This window comes from Bradyrhizobium nivariense, from assembly GCF_029846695.2.
Classification (GTDB): domain Bacteria; phylum Pseudomonadota; class Alphaproteobacteria; order Rhizobiales; family Xanthobacteraceae; genus Bradyrhizobium.
Genome location: NZ_JARWCR020000067.1, coordinates 1 through 12,415, shown reverse-complemented (window position 1 = coordinate 12,415; position 12,415 = coordinate 1). Strand labels below are relative to the sequence as shown.

The window sequence follows — 12,415 nt, the reverse complement described above, 5'->3', positions numbered from 1 at the left end:
AGCGACCGACCGAATAAACCGGCATCCGATAGTGACCCACTGAACAAAACGCCATCTGATGACGAGCCTCCGGACCAACCGGCATCGACTCGCAACTTTAAGGGCCGCTTCCGGATGCGAATGCAATTGATCGGCGGGGCGCTCGCTTCGATCGCGGCTATCGGTGCGATCGCGGGTGGCCTCGTCGGCTATTGGACTGTGTGGAAGACGCTCCGCACCGACGTGTTTCCGGACAAGCAACAGACGCAGAGGGAGGCTATGGCCCGGCCCGACATTGCTCCCCGCTTGTCACTTGTCATTCTGCCGTTCGCAAACGTCAGCAACGATCTGGAGCAGGACTATTTCGCCGACGGCATCACAACCGACCTAACGACCGACCTCGCGCAAATGCCCGGCGCGTTCGTTATCGGACGCGGAACGGCGTTTACATACAAGAACAAGCAGATCGACTTCAGGACGCTCGGCAAGGACCTTGGCATCCGCTGGGCGGTCCAGGGCGCGGTGCGGCGCAACGGGGATCAGGTTCGGGTCAACGTATCACTTACGGATATCGCGAGCGGTCGGGACGTCTGGTCCGATCGTTTCGACGGCGATCGTACGAACCTCGCCGCCTTGCAGGACCAGATCACAGCGCGGCTCGCTCGCTCGCTTAACATTGAACTGATCCAAGCCGAAAGCCGTCGCAGCGAAGTAGACCGATCGAGAAATCCAGACGCTACGGACTTTACGATGCGCGGCTGGGCAAAGCTCTATGGGCCGCAGTCGAAGATCCAAAATGGTCAGGCAAGGGACCTATTCGATGACGCGCTGCGCCTCGATTCGGACAACGTCGAAGCCATGATTGGCAAAGCGCGGTGTCTAGCGGCTGGTGTGAACAACCGATGGTCTACGTCCGTTGTTGAAGACAAAAAGCAAGCGATCGACCTCATCGACAGAGTTCTGTCCAAAAGCTCGGCAAGCGCGAGTGCTCATACGACCAAGGGAACCATTCTTCTATTTGGACGTCCTGAGGAGGCATTGGCTGAATACGATACGGCGCTCGAAATTGATCCAAATAATCCAGCTGCCTACGCTGCTAAAGCGATTGCACTCGTCGCCTCCGGGCGCGCGCGCGAAGCCTTCTCGCCGGTCCAGTTGGCTCTCCGTCTCAGTCCCAGAGATCCTTTTGCTTTCCAATGGCGCTTCTGGCTCTGCCATGCACACTTGCACCTGCACCAATATGGAGAAGCCATCGAGGAATGCGGGCGCTCGGTCAATCTGAACAACTCGCACATGTACGCTTATGTAGATCTGACTTCGGCTTATGGAGCCACGGGGCAATTGGAACAGGCACAGCGGAGCTTGACTGAATTGAACAAGCTGCGACCAGACTTCACGATCCATTGGTACCGTGATCTTGTTTACTCAATGTCAACCAACCCGCAGTTTCGCCGAGAGATCGACGACATTCTCGATGGGCTGAGGAAGGGAGGGGTCCGGGAGCAATAAGAAGCAAGGCTATTCGCTTGCTGACGTCGACGGCCTCTTACATCTCGAATGTTACCTATTGGCCCATCTGCGACCTCGGAGGGCCATCCGCTCTTCGGCCGGTGTTGGCGTTAAACCGGACATCAGGCGGCCAGCCGCTCAATGAGTACACGCCCTGGTGCCAGGCGCCGAGGGAATCATTTTCAGGCCGACTTGGACGGTGCTGGGACCATGCCCATGCAGCGCTGCACTTCGGCCGGGACATTGTAGGTCCGCATGATGTGGCGGCTGTCGCGCAAGCCGGATGCCTCACGCTGCACCACGAACATCCATAGCGCGTGGCCGGCTTTCATCACCAGCTTGCGCCTGGCGGGTTGCATCGAGGCCGGCACCTCAGGGAGGGCATGGGCGGCGTCGAACTCGCGCAAGCGCGCTAGCGCCTGTTCGAGCGTGTGGCCCATCCGGCCAAGCGCGGAGGCCTGTTCCTGAACGATCTCGTAATGGAGGATATCGACGGGCGGGCGAAGATCACGGGACATGAGCCCCAATATAGGACCGCCGGAACGGCCTGCAACGCATGCCCAGCTTGCCGCTACTTCGCTCGATACGTCGCCAGAAACATCCGCGTCGCGCTGTCGACGACTTCGCTCATGCGCTCTTCCGACGGTGCGGGCGCAGCCTGGAAGACGAAGGGCAGGAAGAGCGAGGCCTTGCACAGCTCCATGAACTGCGACGCCGCAAGGTCGCAATCGTCGATATCGAGATCGCCGGTGGCGACATGGGCTTTGAGATAGTCAGAGAGGCGGTTGATGGTCTTGTCCAGCACCCGCGCATAGTAGCGGCGGCCGACGTCGGGCATGCGCTCGGCGATCGCCATCACGGTGCGGATCGCGGACCCGCCGCCGGGCCGGCACAGCAGATGGATATAGGCCTGGCCGAAATCCTTCAGCGTGGTCCCCGCATCGCGCGCGGGATCGAAATTGAACACGACCTGACCGTGCTGAAGCGCCTCCTGCTCGAGGATGGCTTCGAACAGCGCGCATTTGTCGGCGAAGTAGACGTAAAGCGTGCCCTTGGAGACCTGCGCCGCGCGGGCGATCTCGCCCATGCTGGCGCCGTCGAAACCGAGATCCATGAACACCTTGCGGGCCCCGTCCAGGATCTGGCGGCGTTTGGAGCTGTCCTCCTCTTGGATGACGTGCAGATGTTCGCGGTCGGCTACAACCATTGGTTTAGTGTCTCGGAAAGTTTTTGGATCGGTCCAGGGCCACGAAACCGAAATAAAAGGATTCGGACCAGTAGGGTCTGCTTGGGATTATTATGTATATTGACCGAACCGTTCAGTCAATGGTATTTGGGATAAGCGAAGGAGAACCGGCCGCACGGCGGCCGTCCCTCATCGCGCTTTTTTTGGGGAGGCCTTTATGGCCGTATTGAGAGACCAGGCTGCGCGCGTCCTTCGCCAGGACAAGGTGGAGACGCCGGCGTCTGCGAACGGTGACGCTGCCACCGAGACGTCCGCAGTTCTCGCCGAGCAGTTGCGCTCTCATGTGGCCGAGGAAACCAAGCGCCGCCCCGGCGAGGCGCCGGAGAAGCCCGTGACCGACAAACCGGCCGCAGCCCCGGACGCGCCCGCCGCCGCCGGCGCGCCGAAGTCCGGCAAGCGCAAGTTCGTGATGATGGGAGTAGGCCTCGTGCTGGCGCTCGCGGCCGCGAGCTATGTCGGCTATTACACGCTGGTCGGCCGCTTCTACGTCGCCACCGACGACGCCTATGTCCGCGCCAACAACACCATGCTGGGCGCGCGCGTTGCCGGCCACATCTCCTCGATCCTCGCCGGCGACAACACGACGGTGCGCGCCGGCGACATCGTCTTCCGCATCGACGACGGCGACTACAAGATCGCGGTCGACGCCGCCGCAACCAGGATCGCGACCCAGCAGGCCACCATCGATCGCATCGGCCGCCAGGTCGCGGCGCTCGACAGCCAGGTCGCACAGGCCAAGGCGCAACTCGTCTCCGCCGAAGCCGGCCTCAAGCGCGCCGATCTCGATTATGAGCGCCAGCAGGCGCTGAGCAACAAGGGTTTTGCCTCGCGCGCCACCTTCGAGAGCTCCGAAGCCGGACGCGATCAGGGCGCCGCCGCGGTCAAGGCTGCGCAGGCCGCCTATGACGTCGCGGTCAGCAATGTCGACGTCGCCAAGGCGCAGCAGGCCGAAGCGCAGGCGCAGCTCGCCGAGCTCAAGACCACGCTGGCCAAGGCCGAACGCGATCTCGCCTTCACCGCGGTGCGCGCGCCGGTCGACGGAACGTTCTCGAACCGCCTCGTCAGCGCCGGCGACTTCGTCGCGGTCGGCCAGCGGCTCGGCAACGTCGTGCCGCTCGACAACGTCTATATCGACGCCAATTTCAAGGAAACCCAGCTCAAGCGCATCCGCCCCGGCCAGCCGGTGACGATCAAGGTCGACGCCTACGGCATGCGCAAGTTCTCCGGCGTCGTCGATAGCATCGCGGCGGGCTCGGGCTCGGTGTTCACACTGCTGCCGCCTGACAACGCCACCGGCAACTTCACCAAGATCGTGCAGCGCGTGCCGGTCCGCATCCGCGTGCCGAAGTCGGTGGCGAAGCAGAACCTGCTCCGTGCCGGCATGTCGGTCTATGCGACCGTCGATACCAACAAGGGCGCGGCCGACGCCGACAGCGAGATCGATCTCGACGATTCCACCATGATCCATCCGCAGTAAGCGCGCCTCTCGAGCGCTGCGAGGTCAGACCATGGCCAACGCCACCACCGCTTCCGCCGCCATGATGGCGAACCCGGCTTCGGAGCGCATCGCGCCGAAGCGGCTGTTCGCCTTCATCATCATGGTGTTCGGGATGTTCATGTCGATCCTGGACATCCAGATCGTCTCGGCCTCCCTGAGTGAAATCCAGGCCGGACTGTCGGCGAGCTCCAGCGAAGTCTCCTGGGTCCAGACCGCCTATCTGATCGCCGAGGTCATCGCGATCCCGCTCTCGGGATTCCTGTCGCGGGCCTTCGGCACGCGGCTGTTGTTCGCGATCTCGGCGGCGGGCTTCACCGTGTCGAGCCTGCTCTGCGGCTTCGCCACGACCATCGAGGAGATGATCCTCTGGCGCGTGCTGCAGGGCTTTCTGGGCGCCGGCATGATCCCGACGGTGTTCGCTTCTGCCTACACCGTCTTCCCGCGCACCAAATTCCACATCGTCGGCCCCATCATCGGGCTCGTCGCGACGCTGGCGCCGACCATCGGGCCGACCGTCGGCGGCTACATCACCGACCTGATGTCGTGGAACTGGCTGTTCTTCATCAACATCGTGCCCGGTATCGGCATCACCTTGGGCGTGCTGGCGCTGGTCGATTTCGACGAGCCGCATTTCGAGCTGCTCGACCGCTTCGACTGGTGGGGCCTGCTCTTCATGGCCGGCTTCCTCGGCACGCTGGAATATGTGCTGGAAGAAGGCCCGCAATATGAATGGGTGCAGGACACTTCGGTCGCGATCTGCGCCGCGGTCTGTGCCGTCTCGGCGATCGCCTTCTTCTGGCGCGTGTTCACGGCGGTCGAGCCGATCGTCAATTTGCGCACCTTCTCCAACCGCAATTTCGCGATCGGCTGCGTACTTCAGTTCTGCATCGGCATCGGCCTCTACGGCCTGACCTATATCTATCCGCGCTATCTTGCCGAAGTGCGCGGCTACAGCGCTCTGATGATCGGCGAGACCGTGTTCGTCTCCGGCATCACCATGTTCCTGGTCGCTCCGCTGGTCGGCCGCCTCATGGCGAAGTACGACATGCGCTACATGATTGCGTTCGGCCTCGTCGTGTTCGCGCTCGGCTCCTACCAGATGACCTGGATCACGCGCGACTACGATTTCTACGAGCTGATGATTCCGCAGATCCTGCGCGGCATCGGCATGATGTTCGCGATGGTGCCGACCAACAACATCGCACTCGGCACGCTGGCGCCGGACCGGGTGAAGAATGCTTCGGGCCTCTTCAACCTGATGCGCAATCTCGGTGGCGCCGTGGGTCTCGCCGTCATCAACACCGTGCTCAACGACCGCACGGACCTGCACATCACGCGCCTGCAGGAGCGCGTGACCTGGGGCAACGCGACCGCGACCGAAACCCTGACCATGTTCATGCAGAAGTTCCAGGGGCTTGGCGATTCCACGCTGATGGCGATGAAGCAGCTCTCGCAACTCGTGCACCGCCAGGCGGTCGTGATGAGCTTCGGCGATGCCTTCTTCATCCTGACGCTGTTCTATCTCGGCCTCAGCCTGCTCGTCACGCTGTTGAAGAAGCCGGCCTCGCCGTTCGGCGCCAGCGGCGACGCGCACTAAGCCAGCCACGCATTCGGTGTCATCGCCCGGCTTGACCGGGCGATCGGGTATTCCGAGAAGGTTGTGATAGGGCCGAGGCGCCGCGGCGTACTGGATGCCCCGCCTGCCGCCTACGCTAAAAGCTTCGGCGCCCCTGGACCTCAACCTCGGCGAAGCCTTGGCGTAGCCGGGTCGCCGGGCATGACGGGGGAGCGCGCGGCGACGCGCACTAATTTGCAACACCCGTGCGTGATCTCGCGCGAGCCCCGTTGCAAATCGCCAGTGACACATCTATAAAGCGCATCTCATTCATCGAACCGGGAGGGATTTGCATGATTTCGTCGCATTCGCAGATCGTACGCCCGCGCTCGATGATGTTCCGGCTCGGTATGTGCTCGGCCTCCTAGAGGCCTCTTCCGCCAGCTTCGATTGGGCTTCCAGTTCCGATCGCTCCGCTCCCCAAGTCAAAACCAACTTCAAGTGACGCCGTCTTGGCCCTCGCGGCCGGCTTGCGTCCATCAATGGAGCCGGCCCGCGCCAAAAGCGGCCGGATGATGCCATGACCGCTCTGTCGAAAAGGCCCGCAGCGATACGCGTGGTGCTGCCCTTCGTGTTCCGGCACTGGCTGAAGCAGCCGGGGCCTACGCTGGTCGTCGTCGGCAGCCTGCTGGGCGCGACCGCCGCCGACCTGTTCATGCCGGTGTTCTCGGGACACCTGATCGATGCCCTGACGCGCGGTCCGTCGGATTCCGGTGCGCGTCACGCGGCGCTGGTCGCGTTCGGCGCCATCGTGGCGCTGGGCGCAGCCTCGATGGTGCTGCGGCTCGCAGGGCTGCAGGCGATCGTGCCGTTCACGCTGAAGATCATGTCGGAGGTTGCGCAGGACGCGTTCATGCGCGTGCAACGCTTCTCGACCGACTGGCACGCCAACTCCTTTGCCGGCTCCACCGTGCGCAAGATCACGCGCGGCATGTGGGCGCTCGACCTCCTCAACGATACTATCCTGCTGGCGCTGCTGCCCTCGCTTGTCGTGCTGATCGGGTCGATGGTCCTGCTCGGCGTGCACTGGGCCTCGCTCGGCGGGGTGATCGCGCTCGGCGCGCTGGTCTATGTCACGATGACGGTGCTGTTCTCGACGCGCTACATCGCGCCGGCCGCGCGCATCTCCAATGCCTGGGACACCAAGGTCGGCGGCACGCTGGCGGATGCGCTGACCTGCAACGCGGTGGTGAAATCCTTCGGCGCCGAAGCGCGCGAGGATGCGCGGCTTGCCCGCGTCATCAACCGCTGGCGCGTGCGGGTGCGGCGGACCTGGTTTCGCTACAACTACACCGCCGTGGCGCAGCTCTCGCTGCTGCTGGCCTTACGCGCCTCCGTGATCGGCGGCGCGGTGCTGCTGTGGATGTCGGGGCGAGCCTCGCCCGGCGACGTCACCTATGTGCTGACGAGCTATTACGTCATCCATGCCTATTTGCGCGACGTCGGAATGCACATCAACAACCTCCAGCGCTCGGTCAACGACATGGAGGAGCTGGTGGCGATCCATGACGAGCCGATCGGGATTGCGGACGCGACGGACGCACGGCCGATCGCGATCGAGAGCGGCGAGATCGTGTTCGACCACGTCACGTTCCATTATGGCGGCCATCGCGCGCCGCTATACGACGGACTGTCGGTCACGATCCGCGCCGGCGAACGTGTCGGCCTCGTCGGCCGCTCCGGCTCCGGCAAGACCACCTTCGTCAAGCTGGTGCAGCGGCTCTACGACGTCACCGGCGGCCGCGTGCTGATCGATGGGCAAGACATCGCACTGGCCTCGCAGCAATCGCTGCGCAGCCAGATCGCGATCGTGCAGCAGGATCCGATCCTGTTTCACCGCTCGCTCGCCGAGAACATCGCTTATGGCCGGCCCGGGGCCAGCGTGGAGGCGATCGAGCAGGCGGCGCGGCTGGCGAACGCGCACGACTTCATCCTGCGCCTGCCGAAAGGCTACGGCACGCTGGTCGGCGAGCGCGGCGTCAAGCTCTCGGGCGGCGAGCGGCAGCGGGTCGCGCTGGCGCGCGCCTTCCTGGCGGACGCGCCGGTGCTGATCCTGGACGAGGCGACCTCGAGCCTCGATTCGGAGTCGGAGGCGCTGATCCAGCAAGCGATGGAGCGGCTGATGAGGGGCCGTACCTCGATCGTGATCGCGCACCGGCTGTCGACGGTACGCAGTCTCGATCGGATCCTGGTATTCGACCGCGGCGACATCGTCGAGCAAGGCACCCATGCCAAGCTCGCGGCCAAGCCCGGCGGCATCTATCGCGGCCTGTTCGAGCGCCAGGTGGTGGAGCTCGGACGTATCGCAGCAGCGGAATGAGTGGCGCGCGGCCGGCGGACCAATATCGGCCGCGTCGCCAGGGAAACCGTCAAGGAATCCGTCAAGGATGGAATGACATGAAAGACCTGACAGACGGCTCCATCGTGAGACACATCCTGGTCATGTCGCCGCCGATCATGGCCGGCATGATCTCGATCATGATCTGCCAGCTGGTCGATCTGTACTTCGTTTCGGGATTGGGCGATGCCGCGGTCGCGGGCGTGGCGGCGGCCGGCAACGCCGGCTTTCTCGTCAACGCGCTGATGCAGGTGCTTGGCGTCGGCACGGTGGCGCTGATCGCGCATGCCGTGGGACGCAAGGATCGGCCGGACGCCAATCTGATCTTCAACCAGGCGGTCGCGCTGTCAGCGCTGTTCGGCCTGTTGACCCTGATCGCGGGATCGGCGCTGTCGCCCCTCTATATGCGTTCGATCGCCGCAGACCAGGCCACGATCGAGGCGGGAACCATTTATCTGCTGTGGTTCATGCCGGCACTCGCCCTGGAGTTCGTCATGCAAGTGATTGCATCCGCGCTGCGCGCGACCGGCATCGTGCGCCCCGCAATGTTGGTGCGTGTCGTCGCGGTCGTCATCAACATCGCGCTGGCGCCGGTGCTGATCTCGGGCTGGGGCACCGGCTACGCGCTCGGCGTCGCCGGTGCGGGGCTGGCGAGCTCTGTCGCGGTCGCCATCGGCGGCCTGATGCTGCTTGCCTATTTCCGCAAGGTCGAGCGCTATGTCGCCTTCAATCCGGCGCAGTGGCGTCCGCAACCGCGTCATCTGATGCGCATCCTCAATGTCGGCCTGCCTGCCGGCGGCGAGTTCGCGATGATGTTCATCCTCATGGCGGTGGTCTATTTCGTGCTGCGCGATTTCGGCGCGGCGGCGCAGGCGGGTTTCGGGATCGGACAACGGGTCCTGGGCCTGATCCAGATGCCGGCGCTTGCGGTTGCACTCGCCGCCGGGCCGATCGCCGGCCAGAACATGGGCGCCGGAAAGGGCGAACGCGTGCGCGAAACCTTCGTCAAGGCGGCGCTGATCACCAGTGTCGTGATGATCGGCTTCATGTGCCTTGCGCAGTTGAAGCCGCAGCTCCTGCTCGCGGGGTTCTCGAACGACCGGGAGACCATGGAGATCGCCTTCCTGTTCCTGCGCATCATCTCGTTCAACATGGTGGCGCAGGGCTTGATCTTCACCTGCTCGAGCATGTTCCAGGGCCTCGGCAATACCAAGCCGGTGCTGTGGAGCTCGGCAACGCGCGTGTTCACCTATTCGCTGCCGGCGATCTGGCTATCGACGCGGCCGGGCTTCCGGATGGAGCACGTCTGGTACCTGTCGATCGCGGCAACCACGCTGCAGGCGGCCCTGAGCTTGTGGCTGCTACGGCGTGAATTCGGGAAGCGCCTGGTGGTGCTCCGGAACGAAGAGGCTCCGGAGCAGGCTGCGCCCGAGCCGGTGGCGTCTCCTGCACGCGCGCCCGCGTAGCGATCGCTTGTCCCAGCCCCACGGCTCCGGCTAATTTGCCGCGCCGTGGGGATGGCGGCTGCAAGGGGCCAAATGACCGATGTGTTGAACGAGCAGCGGCCCGATTCCTGGCTCTCCGTGATCTGGGCGGCACGTTATCGCACGCCAGCCCGCTTCGTCGCGCTGATCGCGCTGCTGCTGCCGTGGACCACGACCGGGCTCACCTTTGCGCTTATTCCCTGGCTGATCGCGTTCGCGTTCGTCGACCTTCGCGAGTTTCCGCGTTCGCTGCTTCGGCCGATCTGCCTGCTGCCGATTGCGCTGGTCGCACTCGCCGCCATCGGCACGCTCTGGTCGGATGCGCCATGGCCGGACCGAATCCACGCGATCGGGCCGGCGGCGAAGCTGCTGGTGATCCCGCTTCTGATCTACCAGTTCGAGCGCTGGCCCTATGGCAACTGGGTGTTTTCCGCGTTCCTGGCGTCCTGCACGGCGCTGATGCTCTATTCCTTCGCCGTCGCCATCGACCCCGCACTGTCGCTGAAACTCTATCTGTCGCGCGGGCCTTACAAGGTCGAAAGCGGGATCGCGGTGCGCAACTATATCGACCAGAGCCAGGAGTTCGCGCTCTGTGCGATTGCGTTGGTCTACCCGATCGTGTCGCTGCTGCGACGAGGCCGCTTCCGCATCGCGGCGCTGTTCGCGGCGCTCGCGATCGGATTCCTCGCCAACATGATGTTCGTCGTGGTCTCGCGCACGGCGCTGGTGACGCTGCCGATCCTGATTGGGGTGTTCGCGCTGCTGCATCTGCGCCGCCGCGCCGCGCTGCTCGCCGCCGGCGCGATGGGGCTGCTGGCCTTACTGCTGTGGACCGTCTCGCCGCATCTGCGCTCGACGGTCGCCAAGTTCAGCGGAGACTATGAAGTCAGTATCGTCGGCAACGACGTCAGCGGCATGGGGTCCCGACTGGAGTTCTGGCGCAAATCGCTCGCGTTCACGGCGGACGCGCCGCTGCTCGGTCACGGCACCGGCGCGATCCGCGGCTTGTTCGAGCGCGCGGCTGCTGGCGAGAGCGGGATGCGGGCGGAAATCGTCGGTGATCCCCACAACCAGACGCTCAATGTCGCCGTGCAATGGGGGGCGCTGGGTGTCATGATCCTCTATGCGCTCTGGTTCGCACATCTCTCGCTGTTTCGCGGCGAGGGGCTGGCCTGCTGGGTCGGCCTCCTGATCGTGGTGCAGAACATGCTGTCCTCGCTACTCAACTCGCATCTGTTCGATTTCGCCGAGGGCTGGATCTACGTGCTTGGCGTTGGCGTTGCGGGCGGCATGGCGCTCGCCACGAAGAAAATACGGAATTAGTGCGTGCCAAAACTGTTCCAGACGAGGCCGAGGCCCGACAGGAACAAGAGACCGAGCACGACATCGCCAAAATGCTTGTCGCTCAGCGCGTGATAGACGCGCGCGCCGGCCCATGCGCCGATCAGCGTGCCGGGAAAGGCGACCAGCGCGAGCCAGACCACCTTGAAGGCGACGAGGCCCGAGGCGGTCTGCAATCCCAAAGCGGTGGCGAGCACGGTGAAATTGAACAGCTGGAAGATGCCGCGCCGCTCGTGCTTGTTCCAGCCGCGGATGTTGGCCCACAGGATCGGCAGCGGCCCCGACAGTCCGGCAAGTCCGCCCAAAATGCCGCCGGCAAAACCGATCGCTCCGTCGGCAATGCGGCCGCCGAAGGTGATGGCGAGCGGCTTCTTGTTGAGATACAGCGCGCTCGAGAAGATCAACAGCAGCACGCCGACACTCAGCTTGAACACTTTTGGATCGGCGGAGGCGACCAGCATGGTGCCCAGCGGCACGCCGATCAGTCCTCCAATCAGGAACGGCCAGACCAGCGAGAGATCAAAACTCTTCCACATCGACGGCAGTGTCGAGCTCTGCGCGATCACCGAGCAGATCAGCACCAGGGGCACCGCGAGCGAGGGCGGCAGCACGTAGAGCCAGATGCCGAGCGCCATCAGCGCCGTGCCGAATCCGGCAAGGCCCGAGACGAAGCCCCCGGCCAGTGCGCCGAGCAGCAGCAGCGCGTAGGTGAGCGTTTCCAACAGATCGTCCCTGTCGCCTAGGCGATCCCGAACTGTTGATCGCCATCGCTCGCATAGCACAGCTGCGGCCGTGCAGGTCAATTTCAAAACTGCACGCAAGCGTGATCTGCAACGGCGGGCGTTCGCGAAAGACAGGCCTAGATGATGCTCGTACTTGAATCGGAGGACCCGCCCCATCACGGGGGTTCAATCGGCCAGCCCCCGAATGAGAATATGGAGAAGGACGATGACCCGCACGAAGATTGCCGTTGCGGCCGCGCTATTGTCGGCGGCGGCCTTGATGCCGACAATGGCGCAGGCGCAGTTTTCCGAGCCTGCGGCCTATCAGGCGGCCCATCCGGACCGCGACGTTCTGAATGGCGGCCAGCTCACGCCCGCCGCGCGCGGGTCTCTCGGCCAGCAGGGAATGCCGAGCGATGCCTATGCGGCCTATCCGTCACCCGCTACGCCTGTCGTCCGCTCCCGCCATCGCCGTCATCAATAGTGATGGCTTGTTGGTTGAGCATGATCTTGTCGGAAAACAGCTACGCACTTTGCGCTAACGCGGCCCTTCGGGTCCGGATCATGCTCTAGGGTCTGTTGAGATTCACTTGGAATGGATGACAGCGGTGGCGAGGTAGATCATCGCTGCGAAGCTGCCGTCTGTCTTGTCACATCGCATCGCTATGCGTTTGAATTCCTTC

At 63.9% G+C, this 12,415-nt stretch carries 10 protein-coding genes; 7 read left to right on the top strand and 3 right to left on the bottom strand.

The window, feature by feature from the left end:
• The first annotated feature begins 120 nt into the window (after positions 1-120).
• Entirely contained in the window at positions 121-1,488 is a 1,368-nt protein-coding gene (locus QCM77_RS35960; RefSeq protein WP_280096125.1) for a tetratricopeptide repeat protein, read from the top strand.
• Between the two features lie 182 nt (positions 1,489-1,670).
• Here the strand turns inward: QCM77_RS35960 and QCM77_RS35955 are convergent, their stop codons facing one another.
• Both QCM77_RS35955 and QCM77_RS35950 read right to left on the bottom strand, forming a co-directional pair.
• Complete coding sequence (locus tag QCM77_RS35955; protein ID WP_279660946.1) at positions 1,671-2,006, bottom strand: DUF6665 family protein; 336 nt, start codon at positions 2,004-2,006, stop codon at positions 1,671-1,673.
• A 53-nt stretch (positions 2,007-2,059) separates the two neighbouring features.
• Positions 2,060-2,695, bottom strand: a complete 636-nt coding sequence (locus QCM77_RS35950) for a TetR/AcrR family transcriptional regulator (protein ID WP_279660947.1) — start codon at positions 2,693-2,695, stop codon at positions 2,060-2,062.
• Positions 2,696-2,891: 196 nt separating this feature from the next.
• On the opposite strand from QCM77_RS35950, the gene QCM77_RS35945 reads away from it, so the two are divergent.
• From QCM77_RS35945 to QCM77_RS35925, 5 genes are all read left to right on the top strand, one after another.
• Positions 2,892-4,211, top strand: coding sequence for an HlyD family secretion protein (locus tag QCM77_RS35945; protein ID WP_280096124.1), 1,320 nt, complete (start codon positions 2,892-2,894; stop codon positions 4,209-4,211).
• Positions 4,212-4,242: 31 nt separating this feature from the next.
• On the top strand, positions 4,243-5,829 hold the full coding sequence (locus tag QCM77_RS35940; protein ID WP_280096123.1) for a DHA2 family efflux MFS transporter permease subunit: 1,587 nt from the start codon (positions 4,243-4,245) through the stop codon (positions 5,827-5,829).
• A gap of 538 nt (positions 5,830-6,367) precedes the next feature.
• The gene (locus QCM77_RS35935; protein WP_280096122.1) at positions 6,368-8,167 is read left to right on the top strand and encodes an ABC transporter ATP-binding protein; all 1,800 of its coding nucleotides are present in this window, start codon (positions 6,368-6,370) and stop codon (positions 8,165-8,167) included.
• Between the two features lie 77 nt (positions 8,168-8,244).
• Positions 8,245-9,651 carry an MATE family efflux transporter gene (locus QCM77_RS35930; protein ID WP_280096121.1) on the top strand — a complete coding sequence of 469 codons (1,407 nt, stop codon included), beginning with the start codon at positions 8,245-8,247 and terminating at the stop codon, positions 9,649-9,651.
• 72 nt (positions 9,652-9,723) lie between these two features.
• A complete protein-coding gene (locus QCM77_RS35925; protein ID WP_280096120.1) occupies positions 9,724-10,992 on the top strand; it encodes an O-antigen ligase family protein in 1,269 nt (422 codons plus the stop codon).
• Here the strand turns inward: QCM77_RS35925 and QCM77_RS35920 are convergent.
• The gene (locus QCM77_RS35920; RefSeq protein WP_279660953.1) at positions 10,989-11,732 is read right to left on the bottom strand and encodes a sulfite exporter TauE/SafE family protein; all 744 of its coding nucleotides are present in this window, start codon (positions 11,730-11,732) and stop codon (positions 10,989-10,991) included. The genes QCM77_RS35925 and QCM77_RS35920 overlap by 4 nt on opposite strands.
• Before the next feature lie 226 nt (positions 11,733-11,958).
• On the opposite strand from QCM77_RS35920, the gene QCM77_RS35915 reads away from it, so the two are divergent.
• On the top strand, positions 11,959-12,216 hold the full coding sequence (locus QCM77_RS35915; RefSeq protein WP_279693124.1) for a hypothetical protein: 258 nt from the start codon (positions 11,959-11,961) through the stop codon (positions 12,214-12,216).
• The last annotated feature ends 199 nt before the right edge of the window (positions 12,217-12,415 follow it).